Here is a 19,237-nt window from a genome sequence, read left to right as displayed (position 1 = left end):
TGCTCCCCCTCCTGTCGGTTACGGGCAAAGATATTGCGGTGGCGGGGGTATATTGACCCCATAGGGCGGGATGCCGGGGTCCAGAGGCAGGATCGGCTCCAGATCCCCTTGCTGACCGCCACTGGTTCCACCATTCCCTGCACTCGGCGGGATGTAGCTCTCCTTGCCGCCGGCCTGCGGTGTTTGCAATTTGCTGGCATTTTGCAGACCGGCCAAGTGGGTGAAGGGGGTCTGCATGCGGAAGGTGGCCTCGGCGGTCAGGGGGAAGGTTTGCAATAAACGACCCTGCGTCCCTTGGCTCTCCTGAAAGGCCCCCTGGCCGCCCTGATCGCTGCCGACCACGCTGCCCTTCCCGGCATTCCTGAAATCGAGGCGGGCAAAGAGCCGATCGACGAAGGCCACGATCAGGGGGTGGTGGTAAGTCACCTTGATCTTGAGCAGGTTGGCATCCTGGATGCTGAGGCCGCTCTCAGCACCAAGACTGGTCTTCCGGTAGCCCAAGTGGCTCTCGGGAATGCCCCAGCCCCAGTTGCCGCCTGGAGTGGCTTGCTGACCCGTTTTGTCATTCAGGGGCAGGCGGCCGTACTCCTTGTAATCGTGCAGAGTCTCCAGCGTGGGGCTGAGGATTTCGATTTTGGCCAGATGCGCTGCCGCCTCGGCCTTGACATGCGCTTTGAGCAAGGCCTCCAGACTCTGTCCATGGGCATAGAGCGGCGTCAGCCCTTCTGCCAGGCCTTCCCGAATGGCGGCTATGGAACCCCCATGCAAGGCGCCCGCCCGGGCGGCGTCCTGGGTGGCCACCTCCAACTGTAGCCGTGCCTGGTACAGAAGACTGACCTGCAAGATGCCCAGAATCAGGCCAAGCAGTACAGGAATGGCAACGAGAAACTCCACTGCTCCCGCGCCCTGCTGGGTCCGTCGTCGCCGATCTCTTTCCACGATGTCCATAGCCCCCCTCTAGGAAACAGAACGCCACAGCAATTGCTGCCCCAACTGAAGTTCCGCTCGGGCGATTTGCCCCGCCGCTAGTTCCAGGGTATCTCTTACCTTGGCCTTGATTGGCCAAGCCCAATACCAGGGTCGCAGTCCCTCGCGCAGGGCCAGTATCCGACCCTCGCCATCGAGCCAGACCAGATCAATGGGGAAGCCCATGCCCCAGGTATGCACCGCACGACAGGGGCGCAACCACAGTGCTTCCTCCGCACTCAAGCGCCTTTTGCCCAGCAGCCCCTTGGCGCGGGACCAGGGAGTGCTGGCCAGGCGGGCATCAGGCCAAAGACAATGCCCATCCCTCCATACGCTCCCAGTTTTGCTCATGTGGCCACCTCCTGGACATATTTCATGTAGATGACAAAGGCCAGGACAATGAAGACGATAGGGAAAATAAACATGACCAACGGCGCAAGGAGCTTGACCGGCGCTTCCAGGGCGGCCTTTTCGGCGCGCAGGAAACGTTCTTCCCGACGCTGTTCGGCCTGGGCCTTGAGGACCGGAGCGAGACTGCCACCCCGCTCTTCGGACTGGATGATGGCGGTCACCAGACTGCGCAGTTCCTGTATGGCCATGCGTTCGCCAAAGCGCCGGAAGGCCTCCACCCGGGGCATTCCCGCGCGCAGATCCCGCAAAATGATCCGGAACTCGTTGCGCAGGGGCCCTTCCGGTCCCTTGTCCACGGCAATTTGCAAGGCACCGGTAAGGTTCAGCCCGCCTTCGACCATCAAGGTGGTAAAATCCAGATAGACGGGCAGATCCTTGAGGATGCGCTTTTGCCGCTTTTTGGATTGTTCCACCAGCCAAAGATCGGGATAGAAGCTCACAAGCAGCATTCCAAGCAAGACCAATTCCCAGCGGAACACCCCCAAGGCAAGGTAAAACACGAGGGAAAAGAGCAGGGCAAAAAGCGCCGAGAGAATTTTCAGGGCCAAAAAATCCCGCGGAGTGATCAGGTAATTGAGCCCCGCCCGCTGGATTCTGGGAGCACTGCGGTAGGCCAGGCGCTCGGGAATGAAGGTGACCATGGTGGAATCCACAAAACGCACCAGCGGCCAAATCTTTGCCAGCCCCTTGGGCAGGGGATCGAAATACGGCCGGGGCTGCTTTTCAACGGCCGTGAACAGACTGGCAACGCCGAAAACCATCCCGAAAACCAGCACGGCCACCAGCAGCGCGACCAGCACATAAGGAAGCTGCCCAGTCTTGGTGGCAAGCATTTGCAGCCCGCGCCCGCCGTAAAAGAGCAGGAGCAAGAGGCCGAACAATCCCAGACCGAGGAGGGGTAGCCAGCGACGCCCGTTCTTGCCCATGATCACACCTCGACGGCGACGATCTTGCGGATCCCCCAGTAGCCCAGGAGCTCCAGAACGAGAATGATGGTCAGCACCGCCCAGCCCTTCACCGTATGAAACAGGGCCCCCGTGGCAGCCGGCTCGATGCGCAGCAAGGCCAGGATGATCAAAATTGGCAACCCGGTCATCACGAGTCCCTGCAACTTGCCCTGGGAAGTGAGGGCCTGGATTTTCTGTTCCATCATCAAGCGCCGCCGGATGGTTTCGCCAAGCCTTTGCAGGGTGTCGGCCAGATTGCCGCCCACCTCGCGATTGATGCGCAGGGCCGAAACCACCAGATCGAAGTCCTGGGAACGGACCCGCTCGGCCAGATGCGCCACGGCCTCCTCAAAGGGAACCCCCAGCCGCTGTTCCTTGATCACCAAGGACAACTCCTGACTCATGGGCGGACTCAGGTCCTTGGCAAGGCCTTCCAGGGTTTGCCCCAGGTTGGCACCACCCCGTAGCGCCGAAGCCATCATCAACAGGCTATCGGGGAGTTGATTGTGCAGCTGCGTGAACCGCCTTTTTTTGAGGTATTGCAGAATGAATCGGGGGGCGACGGCCACCAAGAGGGCCATCAGAACCGCAAGAGGCAGGGAGACTAACAGCAGATAGGCGAGCATGGGCAGCAAGAGCAAGGCGGCCAGGTTAAGGCGCCAAAGGAGCGCGGGATCGGCGAAAATGAACATGTCCGCCAGACTGCGCTGGGTATCCTGGCGGAAGGACTGTTGCTGCCGGGCGAGCACCGCCTGCGAATTGTTCAGCAGGATGTAGGCAAGCACCAGTACCGCGACAAAGACGAGGACCGCGACTGCCAGTTCAGGCGATTTCATGTTCACTCTCCCGGAAAATGCCGATGTCCACCCGCAGGCCCCGAGCCCGCATTTCCTCGTAAAACTCCGGGATGCTTCCACTCGCTCGAAAAGCGCCCGCAACCTTGCCGTCGCGCCCAAAACCCTGCTGCCGATAACTGAACAGCTCCTGCAACTGGATGACGCCGCTTTCGGTGCCCGTGACCTCGACGATGGCGGTGAGCTTGCGGGAGCCACAGGAAAAGCGGGTGATCTGGACGATGATGTCGATGGCCGAGGCGATCTGTTCCCGGATGGCGGCCAAGGGGAGATCCATCCCGGCCATCATCACCATCACCTCCATCCGGGAGAGCAAGTCGCGGGGGCTATTGGCATGGGCGGTGGTCAGGGAGCCGTCGTGACCAGTATTCATGGCCTGCAGCATATCCAGGGCCTCGCCGCCGCGACATTCCCCCACCACGATGCGGTCGGGGCGCATCCGCAGGGCATTGCGCACCAGCTCCCGGATGGGGATGGCCCCCTTGCCCTCCACATTGGCGGGGCGCGCCTCCATGGACACCAGGTTGGGCTGGTACAAACGCAGTTCGGCCGCATCTTCGATGGTGACCACCCGCTCGCGCTCCGGAATGTAATTGGAGAGGACATTGAGGAGAGTGGTTTTTCCGGAGCCGGTACCACCGGAAATCACGATGTTTTTTCGCTGCTCCACCGCCACCCGGAGGAAACCCGCCATGCGAGGTTCCACCGAGCCAAAACCGATGAGATCCTCCATCTGGAGACGCTTTTTACTGAATTTCCGGATGGTGATGTTGGCGCCCTTCAAGGCCACCGGCGGGATGACCGCATTGACGCGGGAGCCGTCGTGCAGGCGGGCGTCCACCAGGGGCGAACTCTCGTCGATGCGCCGGCCGATGGGCGCCACGATCCGGTCGATGATGTGTCGGACCGCCTGTTCACTGCTGAACACCGTCGGCGCCGCCTCCAGTTGCCCCTGCCGCTCGATGAAGACTTCATCGTAGCGGTTGACCATGATCTCCGTGACCGATTCGTCGGCCAGCAGGTCTTCCAAAGGGCCGAGGCCTACGGCTTCGTCCACCACCTCGCGGATGAGGCGCTCGCGGTTCAGGTCGGCGGGCAGGCGCATACCCTGCAAGACCTCTGCCGCCAGGCCCGTGACCATCCGCTGCAGCTCCTCCCGGTTCATGGCGCTGAGGTCCATGCGGCGCAGGTCCATCTGCCCCCGCAAACGCTCCTGTACGGTCTGTCGCCATCGCATCCACTGGGGGTCCACCGAAGGCGCGCGCGGCAACTCCGGCATGGCCTGGGAAGAGGCGCGCATCACCGATTCGGCAACGGAAGCTGGCTCCTGCACCGCCACGGCCTCTGTTTCGTCCTGGGCCGAAGCAGCTCCAGATCTCGCCTCATCCTGCGCGATCCGCAAGGTGACTCCCGCCACCTCGATCAGGTCCTGGGGAGAGAGGGGCCCATACCATTTTACCTTCTCCCCATTGACGCTGATGCTTGCCAGGGGACCGATGGCTTCCACATAAGGACCATCGTCCCGGCGCACGATACGGGCGTGCTCCTTGCCGACATTCCATCCCTCCAGACGAAGATGGGCCTGGGGGGAACGTCCGATGAGACAGACCCCGTCGTGGGAGCGGACCTCCAGGGGGCCATGTTTGGGGTGTTGGGCGAGAACTCGGAACATGTTTTACTCCGACGTAGTGGGGGCTTGGGGACGGGTGACAACGAGGGGTAGCTGCGGCTTGGGAGCCGGAGTCGCCTGGGTCTCGGGGTATGGCTGCCTGGCCCCGCCAAGGGTCTGGTCCACCGCACTTCTGGTGCTGGAATCCTTGGGCAGGGATTTGCCGTATTCATCCTTCAGGAGAACCGCTCGTGAAAGCTGACGAATGTTCTCCAGGGACGCGGGAGAGACCACTCGCGGTGTCACCAGGATCACCAGATCAGTATTGCCGGAGCGGAAGTCCGTGGACTTGAAGAGATGTCCCAGAATGGGAATGTCTCCCAGCCACGGGAGTTTCGATGCCGCCTTGGCGGTCTTGGGGTTGACCAGCCCGGAAATCACCATGGTCTGCCCGTCACCCACATTGATATCGGCCTCACTGCGGCGGGTGACAAAACCGGGAACACTGAGCCCATTGAGAACCACACTGGTGCTGGGGTCGACATCGGAGACCTCGGCCTTGACATGCATGGTGACGTCGTTGTGGTCATCCACCTGGGGTTTGAAGTCCAGCTGGATGCCATAATCCTTGTAGGTCACGTTCTGGAATGCCACCCCGCTGGAGGCGAGGGCCTGGAGAATGGGAATCTGCCCGCCGGCCAGGAACTTGGTCTCGCCGCCGCTGCGGGCACTGAGCTGGGGGTTGGCGATTTCATAGGCGTCGCCATTGCTCAGGGCAAAGTTGATCTTGGAGAGCATTCCGGTAATGAGGCCCACATTCCAGCCCCCCGCCAGTGGCCGGGCGAGATTGGCGACATCGATGGCGCCATTGAGCAGGTCCGGGGGCGTGATCCGAATGCCCGTTCCTGCTACCGGTGGCTGGCTGAGGTCCTGCCCCAGGGGGACCGTGGGAACATTGCTGGGGCCGATGAAATCCTTGCCGTAACCCACGAAGGGGCCGGCGATCTGCTTGCTCCAATCCACTCCAAAATTCTCCAGAGTGCTTTTCTTGACCTCCAGGATGTTCACATCCAGCCAGACCATCTTTTCCATCTTGAATGGGGCCTTGCTCGCCAGGACGATGGTCTTTGGATACAGGCGTTGGACTTGCGTAATGCGATCGATGAGTTCGTCCGGGAGATTCTGACCATCCACCACCACATGATCGCCGACGATCCTGACACGAACCTCTTTGCGCTTGCCCAGCAAGTCCCGCATTTGGTCTGCGGCCTGACCAATATCCTTGGGAGCCACCAGGACCCGGTAGGCCTCTTCCCTGCCATCCTTGAACCAGACCCGCAGGCTGGTCTCCCCCGCCGCCTCTCCCAGCAAGAGGAGCTCCTTGCCATCCACCATGGTGGTACTGAGTACCTTGCCATCGCCAACGGCAATCCGCTTGACGGGTCTGCTGGGAAGAACCTTCACCTCGCCCGCATAAAGATCGATCTCGCCACTGGCGGAATCGTCCGCCAGAACCACCGGGCTGGCCAAGGGCAGGGACGCCAGGCTCGTGGAGATCAGGGCATACCGAACGGTTTTCGAAAAACGCATGGAATCTTCCTTGTGATACGATCAGGAGCGAGACTGGTTGACGGGTGGGAGCAGTGGGTCCAACGGGATCGGCATTACTGAAGACAAACCCATTGGGGCCATCGGAGAGCCGGAGTTGGCCAGGCTGTCACTCGCTGCTGCCCTTTCGGAGAGACGCCGCAAGTTCTGCAGCTCCGTCCGGCTGCGCAAGCCGCCACCCGTTTGACCGATGATGTACTCGATGGCATCGGCGGCGTAGAGGCGGTCACCCGGATGCTTATTCCGGATGCCCAGAATATCTCTGACGGTATAGGTCTTGGCCGGCACCGACACCTGGGAGCCATGCCCGCGAAGAACCAAAGTCAATTCACCGAGTCGTTTGGCCAGCTCGAGTTTTTCGATCTGCGTGGGGCTCAGCTCGACGGTCACCGTTTGGAATTGATTCGCCGTGCCCGTCTGGGCAGGGTCATTATTGATATTGGCCGCCGAGTCTTCGGCAACGGTATGGGGGCCGGTGGCAATGATCTTCAGATCGTGTTCGATATAGCGGACCGTTTCCTTGGGTAGCTTGTCTTCTACCTTGCTGGGCCCGGTTCGAAAAATCAGTGGACCAGTTCGGCTGCCAAAAGCTAACGCCGAAGCCATGCCACCTCCCTCTGCAGCCGAGACAGGCATGGATTCCGCCATTGGCAAGGTGGGTTGCCGGGAGGCAGAAGCTCCGAAGTCCTTCCCGCCTGTAAAGAACCAGAGGACATCCACATGATCCCCGGGCTGCAACATGCCGTCCATGGTACTGAGGTTGTCTACGGTAAAGGTCATGGCCAATTTATGGGGGTCCACCAGATCCGCCAAGGTCCGCCGGCCACTCAGGTACGACTGCAGGAGGGGTCGCCCTTGCAGCAGTGGCACATTGACCCGATGGCCAGAAAAGCGATCGAAATCATCGGGAGAGATGATGTCCGCCGGAGCCGTATCAGCCGGGATGGATCGCGCTGCCACCATGGACAGGTCCAGAATGCTACCCGCCGGTATGTCATGGATGGGAACCACCGCCTGTACGGTACCCTTCTCCTGCTGACTGAGGATCCGCTCCAGGGCGGCGTGTTCACGGCTCTTGAGAGTCACCACCGCCAGGTAGGCGGCGCCGAGACCAGCCAGCACCGCAATGGCCAGGACCAGCCAAGCACGCAGGGTGCGGGCTGGCTTTTTCTGAATGCTGCCGGGTTCGAAACCACTGGGGATTTGGGTTGCCACAATCGCTCCCTCTCCATTTGTTAAGGCACGATAAAACTGCGTATCAGGGTTGTGATACCGCCCATGAATAGTCGCTGTAGAAACCCCGCAGGGCTTCCGACAACTGCGTCAAGATCGAAGTGTTAGCCGTCGTTTTTCCGGGCACAACGGATGGCATCGGCGCCAACAGCAGAACAATGACGGCCAATGCAACTACCAGATACTCGATCATGCTCTGCCCCCTTTCCCGATCTTGGGAGCAGCGTTGGCGATACTGTTTGTGAATCATCGTTTCTGTCCCCATGACCATCACCGCTTCTGCCAAATCAGGACCGTCTGGCTCCCACCCATGGGCCGCGCGCTGAAGGCCAGGTCCAATGATTCCCGCCCTTTTTCCAAGGCCAGCCGAGTCATTTTTTCACTCAACGCGCCCTGCAGCCGCCAATCATCGGCCGTGGCCTCCCGCAGGAAAAAGCTGCGGATCTGGGCCGGGCTCAGACTGCTTTGTAGCGCCTCCACCCGCCCGCGCAGGGAGCCATCCTGGGTTTCCAGTTCCGAAAGCACCTGGGTCTGCCCCGGCAAGGCGAGGATGGGAGCGGGCGTTTTGGCCTTGGCGTTCAGATTCAGGACCGAGCTTTCCCCCATGATGCGTCCTCCCTCCAGATGCCACCGGACCGTCTGGGAATAAGGCCCGTCCATGCATGACCAAAGATGCTTGCGGCCGAGCGATATCTGCCGAAAGCGCCCTCCTTCTTGGCGGCAACTGCGATCCATCTCCCGCTGGAAGTCTTCTTCCCGGCTCACGCCACCGATGAAAACCACCCGCAAGGGCACTCCGTTGAGCCACATCCGCTCGGCCACCGGGCGGCTGGAGAAGCCATCGGGCAAGGGCCACAAGGGCAGATCGGCAGCCCAAGCCGGCCCCGCAGCGCAGGAGAGCAGGGGAAGAAAGCGAGCCAAGTATATCCACCCCATGGCGTCACGGCCCCTGGTAGACCGGAATCTGGGGCTTGGGCTGGAGCCGGTCGCCAAACTGCTGTTCCGGATCGATTTTGACGCGGATTCTGTCCGAGTCATTGTGGAATTTCATGAATTCACTGAAGAGTCCGCCGTTGAACACGTCCAAGGGCAAACCCGCGACGTAGAGAGCCCAGCCGGCCCCCCAAAAACCTGCCTTGGTTTTGGCGAGGGTTTCTTGCGGCCTCATGAAACCATTGCGCAAGAGCGATTCCTCCTCGCCAGGGCCATTGGCAGACCAGGGGTCCATGAGGACTGCCGCCTGGGCGGTAAATTTCAAGGGGTTCTGCAGGCCCACTTCGGCAAAGAGACGCTGCGGGATGCCGGCCGCCGTTACACTGATCGTGGCCACCGTAGGACCCGTCATGTGCAAGGGATTGCCGGGGATATTGCCAAAGGCGTTCATGGCCCCGGTCACCCAACCTCCCCTGAAGGACCGATCCTCGGTTGCCACCTGGATGTTTTTCTCTCGCTCCACCAGCAAGGGCTGTCCATCATGCTTGTGTAGAAGGGGTTCCCGGCTGGATCCGCCGGCCGTTTGCACGGCGCTGGCGCTGCCTGTCACGGCCGTCAATCGCTCGTTGCGGGAACCAAAAAAACGGATGGCTACCTCGTTCTGTAGATCGGCGTCGGATTTCAGGGCCGACCAGCTCCGATCCTGGGGCGGGGCGCTCCGGGAAACCACCCGTTCCCAGGCAGCATAGCGGGCCGCCTCGATGCTGCGGTCCTGGAGATAAGCCCACTTGCCCACATAGACCCCCATGAGTAGCAGAGGAACCAGTACGAGCCCTGCCACCACGACAAATTCCACCAGAGATTGGCCGGTTTCCCGTTGCCTCACCCTGCCAAACGCTGGCCCCGTGCAGGTCACACCCCGACTTCGTTCCCGGCACAAGTGCTGTCGCCTGATCTGCTGAGCATTCATGGGCTTTCCCTTTAGCTCCACAACGCAGAAAGAAACCGGCGGATTTGTTGGGCGGCACGGCGTGCCAGATGCACCGCCTGCTGGAGTTTGGCGTCGATCCGCTGGGCCGTGGCATCAATCCGGTCGTCGAAATTCACTCCGAGGCGATGAAACAAGTCCTTCGTCATACTTGCCCATTGCTCCACGAAGCCCTGGCGCCGCAACTGCTCCGCCATATCCGCCGCCTTGTCCTGTAACGCAGCGATATCAGCCAATGCCTTTTGGGCTTGCGGCGCGTCCCGCCAGATTTCTTTTTGTACCTGATCCGCCTCAGCCTTGCGCAGGGCCGCCACCTGTTGCGGTGTTATTTTCCGTTCGCGAGCCAGACGTTCATCCACATGGGCGTTGGTGTAGGGCTCTGTCTTTTCTCCAAGAGGCAGGTAGGAAAATTCTACCATCGAGCCGAGGATAAGATCGGCCGGCTGCCATCTTTTCCCCGTTTTAGGGTTGACCTTATTTAGCCAGTCCTTGCCAAAATCATCGGTTACCAGACAACGCATAGACCAATGTTCCGACGGCGTTGGGGCGGCCTCCTCTTTATCATCATTGTCCGCTTCATCTGCGGACACCATGAGCTGGTTGAAAACATGAGGTGTTACTTGCTGCTTAAGAATGGTAAGCGTGTCGCCACCCACATATCCGGGCAATTTGCGTAGCTCTGTGTCCGATGCCTGATAACCTCGATCAGCCGACAACTGCAAGACCATCTGCCGAATCTGGCTGGGGCTTGCGGTACTGACGAAATACAACATTCGCATGAAACCCTGCATCTGGCTCTTCCTTCCATGGAAGTACAGGTAGTATGACGCTCGCAAGGCCTTCCAGCGCGTTGTTCCCAGAGGCGCAAACAAAAACCCTTGCGCGGCGAGTTTGGCCTGCATGAGCTTAGGAGAGAATGCAAAATCATGTAGATCACTGGTCCAGCTCATCCCTTGGGGAGTAATGCCCGAATCTAAGGCGGAACAATTCCGCATGGATTCATTGAAGTGCTTTCCAACCCACGCAAAGGATGGGGCGGCGCCATTGACGTCTAGCATAGTCCCTGAACCATCCCAGGCGCGGGTACGATTAAAATCCAGCGTTCCACCAACCACTGCATCCGTGTATACACTGAGATTTTTCCGCGCCAGAGCATCGGCTGCCGGGTAGGGATCCCCCACCCCCTTGGATTCCACCGGGGTGGAGACCTTGGGCGCCGGCGTTGGGACATCCTTGGCCCAGGCAGTGCTACTGAGGCCCAGGAAAAGAAGAAGGAGCGGAAGATGGAGTCGTGTTTTCATCGGTCTGCGCATCAGGTTTGACTGCTGATCAACAGGATCGAGGTCCTTTCTGCCTTAGTCAGATCGACCAGCCGGGCACTCCAGAAGGGGCTGAAGAGATTGGCGCGCTCATCGAGACCATCATTCCTGGGCCAGAGGGCGTTGGGACGACGAAAATAGACCTGGGCCGCGGCGACGGCACGGACTCCTTTGTTTCCCAGCTTGCCTGCTCCCTGGGTGTCCAGACGCATGCCCATCCAGCCCAGGCTTGGGGTCTGGCCGCCTTGGGTAGGGTCGGAACTGATCTCCAGGGTGGTGACGGAATCGTGCACATTCTTTGTAGGTAGACTGACCAAAACGATATACTTGGGGGCCGTGTCGGTCATGTCGTCTTTCTGTGGATCTGTCCTCTGTTGCCACACCAAATCGCGATATTGGGCGATACCCCCTTCTCCGCCCCTTCCAAACGGAAGATTTGACGCATCGGTCGGCAAGCTGACCGAAAAATCCTGGGCCACCTGATTCATGCCACGGCCATCGCGGAACCAGGCATCCTGATACACCCGATAGCTTGGCATCTGGACCGTCTTGGCATTACCGGAGGCCTGGGGATCCACGATCGGATCCTGCCAACCATTCCAGCGCACGGGATCGCTCTGGTAATACCCGAACGAAGAGAGACTGGGCAGCGACCAGGCGCCGCCCCAACCCCATGATCTGTCGAAGACCGTTGGCCAACACGGATGAGGAAAGAAACCGCAAATACTACCAATTTGAGCTTTGGTCGAAATGGAGTCGGCGGCGGACCAGACATAGTTCCCATTCCGGTCCTTTGCTAACTGCCCCCCACCACTTTTGTGGGTATGGATTCTTACGCTCCCAGGAAACCAAGGGAGGATATCAAATGTCAAAGGAAAACCCATATCATGATCACGATTCACGGTGAACACTTGTTGCCGGGCACTCTCATTGACCATGCTGGCCATGCGGGTCCGTCCGCCGGGATCTCTGCCCTTGGGATCCTTGCTCCCGCCCCAGGTGGTGACGAAATTGCGCCGATCCAACCAGTACTTGACTGCAGTTGCTGGATAGGCAATGACCTCGGCACCGGGGGCATTGATCTCTACCACCTGTTTTACGGTTTGCTGAACCGGCCCATTTACAATATTGGATTGTCCCAGAGCCAAATTGAATACTTGCTCGGCACCCGCATATACAGCATCCATACCATTAGCCACCGGCAGAAATACGCTCGCATATCCTGTCCCCGTCACATACACGGCTTGTGACGCCACCTTGGTGACTTGCCCCCAGGCGTCAAAAAGCTGACCAATTATGGGAAGGGTGCTCAAAGTCCTAAATACCGGTTGGATGTTATCCCCCACACTCTTTGCATACCGCGACCACGAAAGAATGGAAACGGCCTGGCCAATGGCGACTTCGTTGGCGAGCATGGCCCGATTGAGGTAGGCGTCCAGATTCATCTGCCGGGCCTCCAGCTCCATGGCGCTGAAGGCGGCAGCGTCGGCGGCATTCTGGACGCGCAGTTTGGAGGCGGTAACTTGACCTGTATTGAAGACCAGGAGTACCGCGGCAATGGCTGTGGGAATGAGAATCAGGGCAAAAATGGCTGCCTGACCGGACTCCCGCCGGACCGAAGGCTGCTTGCCAGCCCCCTTTTGCTGTATTTTTCGCCTAAATTTTGCATAGACCATGGCTTCCCCCAAACTCGCTCTCCACCCCTGCAAACCCCAGTACTTTGCCAAAGCAAATGCCTTTTCCCGAGGCAGCAACAACTTCCATCCCCCTGGAAAAGGCGGCCGCCAAGGCAGCCACCCACAGGCCTTAGTTATTTGCCCAGATCATTGTAAGAACCATAGTCGCCCATGGTCTTTTTCTTTTGCGCAGTAGTAGTAGCCGAGTTGGCCATGTTCTTGGCGAGCCCAATTTCCGTTTTAGCCGCCTGGTCACCGGCGAGCTCATGCGTAATACCTGCCACCTGATGCCGCATGGCTTGGCCAAAGAAAGAAAACACCGCGATGGCCGAAATGGCAATCAAGGCCACCACGATCAAATATTCGGTCATACCCTGACCCTGTTGATGACGCAATTTCTTGGGTGCCACATTTTCCATAGCTCACCTCCACAAGTGTAAAAATCAACCAACCTTGCTTTCGCAAGAATCGAAACTGCCCGTAACATTAAATTTAATTACCACCGACCTTGGAGTAATCGTTATAGCTTCCATAATCACCCATGGCCTTTTTTTCTTTTGCAACATTGCCGGCATTCTTGGCATACCGCTGTGCCCATTGGATTCCATACGACTTACCGTTCTTTCCAGCCAACTCATTGGTCACGCCGGCTGTTTGATCCCGAAGGACCTTGCCAAAAAGAGAAAAGACGGCAATGGCAGAAATGGCAATGAGCGCTACGATAATGAGATACGCCGTCATCCCCTGCCCCTTTTCCCGTGCCCGATTACCCATCAACATCGCGCTCCCTCCCTGCTATTCCCAAAAAATTCGGCCTTAGTGAAAGAGCCCCTCAAAAAGATTGCTGACACCACGATAAATCTGGTAATTCATTTCCGAGCGGGCGGCATCACCCGCAGTCTGAGCCGCGTCCTTGACCGGCTCCGGGATATTGCTGGGATTTTGCTGTGCCACCCCTGGGGAAACCTGCCGGGGCGCGCCGGTCATGGCCGGTGCCTGCGTTGCAACCCTGCTTGGGCTGGCTGCGACCGCGCCATTGGCCATCGCCGGGACGAAGCCGGGGGTGAGATTCACTACTTCCACCCGTCGGTTCTGGGCCCGACCTTCCGTGGTGGCGTTGCTGGCCACGGGCTGGGTGGCCCCGAGACCTCGGGTGGCCACTTGCAACGCCGACACGCCGAGACTGACGAGCGCACTTTTTACTGCTGCGGCCCGGTCCGCCGAAAGCTTCTGATTGACTTCGGGACTGCCCACGGCATCGGTGTGCCCATCGAGGCCGACGCGCCAAGTCGGATGGCTTTGCAGCACCTGAGCCAGTTGGCGAACCTGGGCCATGGCGTCAGGGCGCAAGGTGGCCTTGTTGAAATCGAAGGGCAGGTGCATGGCAAAGCGGCCCTGCTGGCCCAGGGCCTGACCCATGGCTGCTGCCGAGAGCATCTCCGTGCTGCCCTGCACCAAACCCGTCTGCATGGGTTGGGTCTGGACAGCGTAGATTTTTGTTTCACCGCCTTCCCGGTTGAGGTTATCGGGACCCTCCACCCAGAGGTAGGCCCAAGTCTGGACACCATTGGCCGAGTCGAGCCTAGCCGTCAACATTCGGCCATCACCGGCATTAGCAAAGAATGAGTCCAAACCGTCGCCAGACGATGTCCATACTGCATCGTGACTCGAAACGGACGGGTCGCCGGAACTGCACTGCTCTTTCGTGCACTGCCATAGCACCTGAAAACCTTCCCTTTGCAAGGCCTGCCTATAATTGCTCATGATCTCCAGCGAAGAGCGGTCAACGGGCGAACGATAAACGATATATATCACCTGCCCCTCCAGGGCTTGCGAGTGAACGGGTACCGCGTCTTCACCTACTTTCTTGAAGGGCCCCAGCGGCATATGCACCTCGTCATATCGACGAGTGGCATACTCTTTCATGGTCGAGCCTGCATAGCGCTGCAGAAAAGGCAGATCCGTCCCAGGCTCATTGGCCTGAACCACGCCCCACGCTCCCGAGGCAAGAAAAGCTACAGAAAGAATCAGCCAGTGGTTTTTCATGCATCACTCCATGTCTTTATTGAAACTTTTCCTTTGGTGTGCCAACCACAGGCAGTCCATCAATTCAGCGTTACTGTCTGCACCAAAGAGTCTAGCCAGCCGGGCCAGCCGGGAGCGCACTTTACTGGCAGTCCAGCCAAGCGCCATGGCAAGTTCTCTGCCTCGCTTGTCCAGCAAAAGCAGTCGGGCCAGTCTCCGGTCTTCGGCATCCAGAGGAGGAATAAAAGGAACTTGAGTCATGACTTGCGAAACCAGTGAACGGATTTCAGACCAGGGCAAGGCATCGCCCGCCGGCACACGAAACGCGATTTCAGCGACAAGCCGCCGCTTCGGCCGGAGCAGGCGTGAGTAGAACAATCGATTCCCACCCGCCAGGATATGGAATTGCTCTTCGTTCTTCTGTTGGAAACGAGCCCAGGCTCGCAGATCTGCGGAGAGAACTCCCCAACGGGCTTGCGGATAGCGCCACCAGGGCAGCAAAAGCGCTGTGGATGTTCGGGACAAACACAGATAAACCCGTGCGCCCTTCAGCCAAGACAAGCCATTTGCCCGAACAGGTAAGTAGGCGTATTTACCCCTTGGTACCTGAATGGCCATCTTCCCTACAGCAGGCCCTTCCGACTTGGTATTGGATGCAGAAACCGATGCAAATAACCGTAAAAAGGCATTCTCCATGCCGTACGCTCCCTCTCTGCGGGGTATTCCCCGTCTTGAGAAGGACATTAACAAAGAAATGTTACAACATGAAGAATATGAGAAATGTTTTTTTGTTATTTAAATTCATATTGTTAATGCCTGATATTGTGAACCGTCGGGAATCGGTCTCTTTGGACGCAAAAAACCGGGAAACTTCATGACGACGGCCTGGAAGTCAAAAGGATGGTGAACAGAAACCAAAATCACTCCGCCCCAGCAAATACCCGCAGTGCCAATTGCAAATCTTTCCAGACCTTGCGCTTTTCCAAGGGGCTGCGGAGCAGATAAGCCGGGTGATAGGTGACGATCAGGGGAATCTGCTGATAGTGATGGGTTTGACCGCGCAGTTGGCCGATGGGGGTGGTGACCTGCAACAGGCTCTGGGCGGCAAAGCGCCCCAGGGCGACGATCATGCGTGGTTGAAGTAACGCTATCTGGCGCTGCAAAAAAGGCAGGCAGGACTGCACTTCCGGCCCCAGGGGATCGCGATTGTTGGGGGGGCGACACTTGAGGACGTTGGCAATATAGACATCCTGCTGGCGGGTCAGGCCCATGGCCTTGAGCATGTTATCCAGCAACTGCCCGCCCCGGCCCACAAAAGCCTCCCCACGGCGGTCTTCTTCTGCCCCCGGCGCCTCGCCCACGAACAGCCAGGAACCTCGGGGGTTACCTGCGCCAAATACGGCGTGCTGCCGGATTTCTCCCAATTCACAAGCCCGGCAGTTGTGGACCATGATTTGCAGATCGCGCCAATCCGAGGCCGCTATCTGGGCCAGCCTTTGCGGGTCGGCCGAGGGCGCGGGGAGGGAGGGCTCGGGGATGGGCGGAGCTTCTGCGGGAGGGAGCGGCGGGTTTGGTGCTCGTAGCGACGCTGGCGAAGGAGCATTCGGTTTTTCCTGATCGGGCAAGGGGCTGGCAGCCGCACGCAGGGCGTCAAAGGCCGCTGGCGCAACAGGGCCGGGGGCCATTGATGGCGCAATATGGGCCGAAGACGTGGCATTCGCGGCGGAGTCGGTCTCTTTGGTGGATCCCTGGGGCAGGATGGGGCTTTCCCCGGGAATGGACAAACCCAGCAGTTTCAGAAAACGCCGCTGCTCTGCATTAAAAATCGTGGACATGCGCTTATGCTAAGGGTCAGAAGCCGCGCTGGCAAATGGAATCTGCGCGTCATATGGCGTCAACTACCGGGTGTGCCAGCCTGTTCCTCTTTGGCTTGATAATCAGTATGATGAACCAAAAATATCCGCAGGGTATGAACCATTGTTTAGGGTTTGACGCATCCATCCTCACAGGGAGCATCACTATGGAAACAGAGAGTCTGGTAACCATCAGCAGCAAGGAAGATCGCAACATCATCGCATTGACTCACGCCGGAGGGATTTTATTCGGCTTTATCCCCGCATTGATTGTGTATCTGATCAAAAAAGATGCCGGAAACGCTTGGCTCATCTCCGAGAGCAAGGAGGCACTGAACTTCCAGATCACCATCCTGCTGGCCTATATTGCCGCCAGCATTTTGAGCGCCTTGCTCATAGGGCTCTTCATCTTCCCCTTGATATTTCTCTTTAATCTGATTTTTTGCATTATTGCCGCCGTAAAGGCCAGTAACGGCGAGTCTTACCGCTATCCGCTGACCCTGCGCCTGCTCAGCTAGACCCTGTCCATTTTGTAGCAGTCGCTTTACCGACTTGCACCACCTGACCCCGCCCCGTAACCTATCTGCTTTCTGAATAAGCACGGAGGGGAGATCGGGGCAATGGCGATTCTGCGGCTGGAAGCGGGACAGGTAGAGTGGGGAGGCCGTGCCTTGCTGGATCATGCCGATCTCAATCTGGAAACGGGTGAGCGCATTGGTCTGATTGGCCGTAATGGCGAAGGCAAATCCACCCTGCTGCAAGCACTGGCTGGGCTTTATCCGCTGGACGGCGGAAATCTCTGGATAGCTCCGGGCCTGAGTCGTGCGTATCTGGCCCAGGAACCCGAACTGGATGCCGGACACGACCTGCTCACCGCCATCAAGTCCGGACACCCCGTCTGGCGGCAGTTGCAGCAGGCCGAGGCGGGCGATACCCAGGCGCACGCCCTGGCGGATCATCACGATGTCTGGCAGATCGACTATAAGGCGGAGGCGCTGCGGGATAGCCTGGGTCTGCCTGCTGAGGGTGTGGTTTCCGCGCTGTCGGGAGGACAACGCAAGCGGGTGGCCATTGCCGCCGCCATGGTTTCCGAGCCGGATATTCTCTTTTTTGATGAACCCACCAATCATCTCGATTTACCGGCCATTCTTGCCCTGGAGCAGTCACTGCTGCGCTACCGGGGAACGCTGGTATTCATCACCCATGACCGGCGTTTTCTGGACCGGCTGGCGACCCGGATTATCGAGCTGGATCGCGGCATTTTACGCAGTTTTCCGGGAAGTTTTGCGGAATATCAGGCCCGCAAGGCGGAGGTATTGGCAGCCGAAGCAGCCGCCGACAATCGTCTCGAAGGACAACTGGCAGAGGAAGAGGCCTGGCTGCGCCAGGGGGTGAAGGCCCGGGCCAAGCGCAATCAGGGCCGTTTGCGGCGCCTGGAAAGCCTCCGCGAAGAGCGCGCCAGTCGCCGCCAGCAGCAAGGCCAGGCGAGTCTGCAGATCAGCACCGCCGAGCGCTCGGGAGCCTTGATTGCCGAACTGGAGCAGGTGTCTTTTCACTATGAGAATCGCCCCATCATCCGGAATTTTTCCACCCGCATCGAGCGCGGTGACCGGGTCGGGATCATCGGCCCCAACGGCGCGGGAAAAACCACGTTGCTGCGCCTGATCCTGGGTGAACTGGAACCCCAGGAGGGCAAAATTCGTCGGGGCACCAAACAGGAGGTCGCCTATTTTGATCAGATGCGGGCAACCCTCGATCCGGAAAGCCGAGTGGTGGATGCCATTGCGGATGGTAATGATTTTATCGAAATCAATGGCGAGCGCCGTCATGTGCTGGGCTATCTGCAGGATTTTCTGTTTCCGCCGAGCCGCGCCCGGGGATTGATCAAGGCCTTGTCCGGAGGAGAGCGGGCGCGCCTGTTGCTGGCCCGTCTTTTTGCCCGTCCTGCCAATATCCTGGTACTGGATGAACCCACCAATGATCTCGATCTGGAAACCCTGGAGGTCCTCGAAGAACGCCTCCAGAATTATACGGGCACCCTGTTTCTGGTCTCCCATGACCGGGATTTTCTGGATAATGTGGTCACTCAGGTCATCGCTTTTGGCGAAGAGGGCCAGCTCACCCAGAATGCCGGCGGCTATGAGGACTGGATCCGCTGGCAGACCGAAATCCAGCGTGCCGCCAGCAAAACGGTGGACAGCCCTGCGGGCAAGAATGCCAACAAGCGGGACAACAGCAAAAAACCGGCCCTGAGTTACAAGGAAACCCAGGAACTGGCTCAGTTACCGGCGCACATTGAAAAGCTGGAACAGGAACAGGAGCGTTTGGCAGCCACCCTGGCTTTACCGGAAACCTATCAGAATCCGGATAAGCTGAAAGCGGTGCAACTTCAGGCGGAACAGATGGCCAGCGCCCTGCAGCAGGCCTATGCCCGCTGGGAATTGCTGGAAGCCAAGGCGGCGGCTGCCAGCGCTGAGGCCCAAGGCTGATACAAATCTGACACCGGTTCTCGGCACTTGGCCCGGCTTGACTCGCACAATGAGCTTTTCGGATCATTCTGGAATCCCTAGCCGGGAAAGTTTTCCCTAATGCTGAGTTTAATACCCACTCCCCGTAGTATTTGAATTAATGCGTACCAGAGATATGCAATTGAGCATGCCATACTGAACGCCGTGATTAAAAATATAGAGAGAGGGAATATCCATTTAGGTAAATTGGGTTCACTCCACAGCGGGTTCGTGATCAAGGACATCAAAGATGCTACCAGCATGAATATCAATAAAGTTTTTGAATAGAAACAATGACTACTTTTTTC

19 protein-coding genes are annotated in these 19,237 nt (G+C 58.6%); 2 read left to right on the top strand and 17 right to left on the bottom strand.

Annotated features, from left to right (window positions below; all coding sequences use genetic code 11):
• Window positions 1-18: 18 nt before the first annotated feature.
• From ACJU26_RS01870 to ACJU26_RS01790, 17 genes are all read right to left on the bottom strand, one after another.
• On the bottom strand, window positions 19-948 hold the full coding sequence (locus tag ACJU26_RS01870; protein ID WP_414040870.1) for a TadE/TadG family type IV pilus assembly protein: 930 nt from the start codon (window positions 946-948) through the stop codon (window positions 19-21).
• 9 nt (window positions 949-957) lie between these two features.
• Entirely contained in the window at window positions 958-1,317 is a 360-nt protein-coding gene (locus ACJU26_RS01865) for a DUF192 domain-containing protein (RefSeq protein ID WP_414040869.1), read from the bottom strand.
• Window positions 1,314-2,303 (bottom strand): type II secretion system F family protein, encoded by a 990-nt coding sequence (locus tag ACJU26_RS01860; protein WP_414040868.1) that lies wholly within the window; start codon window positions 2,301-2,303, stop codon window positions 1,314-1,316. The genes ACJU26_RS01865 and ACJU26_RS01860 overlap by 4 nt, the downstream gene beginning before the upstream one ends.
• A gap of 2 nt (window positions 2,304-2,305) precedes the next feature.
• Window positions 2,306-3,160, bottom strand: a complete 855-nt coding sequence (locus ACJU26_RS01855; RefSeq protein WP_414040867.1) for a type II secretion system F family protein — start codon at window positions 3,158-3,160, stop codon at window positions 2,306-2,308.
• Window positions 3,147-4,850, bottom strand: a complete 1,704-nt coding sequence (locus tag ACJU26_RS01850; RefSeq protein ID WP_414040866.1) for an ATPase, T2SS/T4P/T4SS family — start codon at window positions 4,848-4,850, stop codon at window positions 3,147-3,149. Before ACJU26_RS01850 ends, ACJU26_RS01855 begins: the two co-directional genes overlap by 14 nt.
• A 3-nt stretch (window positions 4,851-4,853) precedes the next feature.
• The gene (locus tag ACJU26_RS01845) at window positions 4,854-6,377 is read right to left on the bottom strand and encodes a type II and III secretion system protein family protein (protein ID WP_414040865.1); all 1,524 of its coding nucleotides are present in this window, start codon (window positions 6,375-6,377) and stop codon (window positions 4,854-4,856) included.
• A gap of 21 nt (window positions 6,378-6,398) precedes the next feature.
• Window positions 6,399-7,610: a Flp pilus assembly protein CpaB gene (gene cpaB / locus ACJU26_RS01840; protein ID WP_414040864.1), complete on the bottom strand. Its 1,212-nt coding sequence runs from the start codon at window positions 7,608-7,610 to the stop codon at window positions 6,399-6,401.
• A 43-nt stretch (window positions 7,611-7,653) separates the two neighbouring features.
• On the bottom strand, window positions 7,654-7,893 hold the full coding sequence (locus ACJU26_RS01835; protein ID WP_414040863.1) for a hypothetical protein: 240 nt from the start codon (window positions 7,891-7,893) through the stop codon (window positions 7,654-7,656).
• Window positions 7,894-7,898: 5 nt separating this feature from the next.
• On the bottom strand, window positions 7,899-8,564 hold the full coding sequence (locus tag ACJU26_RS01830; protein ID WP_414040862.1) for a hypothetical protein: 666 nt from the start codon (window positions 8,562-8,564) through the stop codon (window positions 7,899-7,901).
• A gap of 4 nt (window positions 8,565-8,568) precedes the next feature.
• Window positions 8,569-9,531, bottom strand: coding sequence for a hypothetical protein (locus ACJU26_RS01825; protein WP_414040861.1), 963 nt, complete (start codon window positions 9,529-9,531; stop codon window positions 8,569-8,571).
• Window positions 9,532-9,542: 11 nt separating this feature from the next.
• Entirely contained in the window at window positions 9,543-10,862 is a 1,320-nt protein-coding gene (locus tag ACJU26_RS01820; RefSeq protein ID WP_414040860.1) for a hypothetical protein, read from the bottom strand.
• Complete coding sequence (locus ACJU26_RS01815) at window positions 10,862-12,544, bottom strand: pilus assembly protein TadG-related protein (protein WP_414040859.1); 1,683 nt, start codon at window positions 12,542-12,544, stop codon at window positions 10,862-10,864. The genes ACJU26_RS01820 and ACJU26_RS01815 overlap by 1 nt, the downstream gene beginning before the upstream one ends.
• Before the next feature lie 134 nt (window positions 12,545-12,678).
• Window positions 12,679-12,963, bottom strand: a complete 285-nt coding sequence (locus tag ACJU26_RS01810) for a Tfp pilus assembly protein FimT/FimU (RefSeq protein ID WP_414040858.1) — start codon at window positions 12,961-12,963, stop codon at window positions 12,679-12,681.
• 73 nt (window positions 12,964-13,036) lie between these two features.
• A complete protein-coding gene (locus tag ACJU26_RS01805; protein WP_414040857.1) occupies window positions 13,037-13,324 on the bottom strand; it encodes a Flp family type IVb pilin in 288 nt (95 codons plus the stop codon).
• A 36-nt stretch (window positions 13,325-13,360) separates the two neighbouring features.
• A complete protein-coding gene (locus ACJU26_RS01800) occupies window positions 13,361-14,590 on the bottom strand; it encodes an OmpA family protein (protein WP_414040856.1) in 1,230 nt (409 codons plus the stop codon).
• A gap of 3 nt (window positions 14,591-14,593) precedes the next feature.
• Window positions 14,594-15,265, bottom strand: coding sequence for a hypothetical protein (locus ACJU26_RS01795; RefSeq protein WP_414040855.1), 672 nt, complete (start codon window positions 15,263-15,265; stop codon window positions 14,594-14,596).
• Between the two features lie 224 nt (window positions 15,266-15,489).
• On the bottom strand, window positions 15,490-16,404 hold the full coding sequence (locus tag ACJU26_RS01790) for a uracil-DNA glycosylase (protein WP_414040854.1): 915 nt from the start codon (window positions 16,402-16,404) through the stop codon (window positions 15,490-15,492).
• Window positions 16,405-16,589: 185 nt separating this feature from the next.
• Between ACJU26_RS01790 and ACJU26_RS01785 the strand changes: the two genes are divergently transcribed.
• Window positions 16,590-16,940, top strand: a complete 351-nt coding sequence (locus ACJU26_RS01785; RefSeq protein ID WP_414040853.1) for a DUF4870 domain-containing protein — start codon at window positions 16,590-16,592, stop codon at window positions 16,938-16,940.
• Window positions 16,941-17,042: 102 nt separating this feature from the next.
• Window positions 17,043-18,911 (top strand): ribosomal protection-like ABC-F family protein, encoded by a 1,869-nt coding sequence (abc-f, locus tag ACJU26_RS01780; protein ID WP_414040852.1) that lies wholly within the window; start codon window positions 17,043-17,045, stop codon window positions 18,909-18,911.
• Window positions 18,912-19,237 lie beyond the last annotated feature (326 nt).

Origin of the sequence: Acidithiobacillus sp. M4-SHS-6, assembly GCF_047421495.1 — a bacterium.
GTDB lineage: Bacteria > Pseudomonadota > Gammaproteobacteria > Acidithiobacillales > Acidithiobacillaceae > Acidithiobacillus.
The sequence above is the reverse complement of the archived record's forward strand: the minus strand, read 5'-3'. Positions and strand labels throughout refer to the sequence as shown.

Bases quoted from the DNA above. Each gene is read 5' to 3' on its own strand.
- ACJU26_RS01870 (WP_414040870.1), bottom strand. From the start codon at position 948: ATGGACATCGTGGAAAGAGATCGGCGACGACGGACCCAGCAGGGCGCG.
- ACJU26_RS01865 (WP_414040869.1), bottom strand. From the start codon at position 1,317: ATGAGCAAAACTGGGAGCGTATGGAGGGATGGGCATTGTCTTTGGCCT.
- ACJU26_RS01860 (WP_414040868.1), bottom strand. From the start codon at position 2,303: ATGGGCAAGAACGGGCGTCGCTGGCTACCCCTCCTCGGTCTGGGATTG.
- ACJU26_RS01855 (WP_414040867.1), bottom strand. From the start codon at position 3,160: ATGAAATCGCCTGAACTGGCAGTCGCGGTCCTCGTCTTTGTCGCGGTA.
- ACJU26_RS01850 (WP_414040866.1), bottom strand. From the start codon at position 4,850: ATGTTCCGAGTTCTCGCCCAACACCCCAAACATGGCCCCCTGGAGGTC.
- ACJU26_RS01845 (WP_414040865.1), bottom strand. From the start codon at position 6,377: ATGCGTTTTTCGAAAACCGTTCGGTATGCCCTGATCTCCACGAGCCTG.
- ACJU26_RS01835 (WP_414040863.1), bottom strand. From the start codon at position 7,893: ATGGGGACAGAAACGATGATTCACAAACAGTATCGCCAACGCTGCTCC.
- ACJU26_RS01830 (WP_414040862.1), bottom strand. From the start codon at position 8,564: ATGGGGTGGATATACTTGGCTCGCTTTCTTCCCCTGCTCTCCTGCGCT.
- ACJU26_RS01825 (WP_414040861.1), bottom strand. From the start codon at position 9,531: ATGAATGCTCAGCAGATCAGGCGACAGCACTTGTGCCGGGAACGAAGT.
- ACJU26_RS01820 (WP_414040860.1), bottom strand. From the start codon at position 10,862: ATGCGCAGACCGATGAAAACACGACTCCATCTTCCGCTCCTTCTTCTT.
- ACJU26_RS01815 (WP_414040859.1), bottom strand. From the start codon at position 12,544: ATGGTCTATGCAAAATTTAGGCGAAAAATACAGCAAAAGGGGGCTGGC.
- ACJU26_RS01810 (WP_414040858.1), bottom strand. From the start codon at position 12,963: ATGGAAAATGTGGCACCCAAGAAATTGCGTCATCAACAGGGTCAGGGT.
- ACJU26_RS01805 (WP_414040857.1), bottom strand. From the start codon at position 13,324: ATGTTGATGGGTAATCGGGCACGGGAAAAGGGGCAGGGGATGACGGCG.
- ACJU26_RS01800 (WP_414040856.1), bottom strand. From the start codon at position 14,590: ATGAAAAACCACTGGCTGATTCTTTCTGTAGCTTTTCTTGCCTCGGGA.
- ACJU26_RS01795 (WP_414040855.1), bottom strand. From the start codon at position 15,265: ATGGAGAATGCCTTTTTACGGTTATTTGCATCGGTTTCTGCATCCAAT.
- ACJU26_RS01790 (WP_414040854.1), bottom strand. From the start codon at position 16,404: ATGTCCACGATTTTTAATGCAGAGCAGCGGCGTTTTCTGAAACTGCTG.
- ACJU26_RS01785 (WP_414040853.1), top strand. From the start codon at position 16,590: ATGGAAACAGAGAGTCTGGTAACCATCAGCAGCAAGGAAGATCGCAAC.
- abc-f (WP_414040852.1), top strand. From the start codon at position 17,043: ATGGCGATTCTGCGGCTGGAAGCGGGACAGGTAGAGTGGGGAGGCCGT.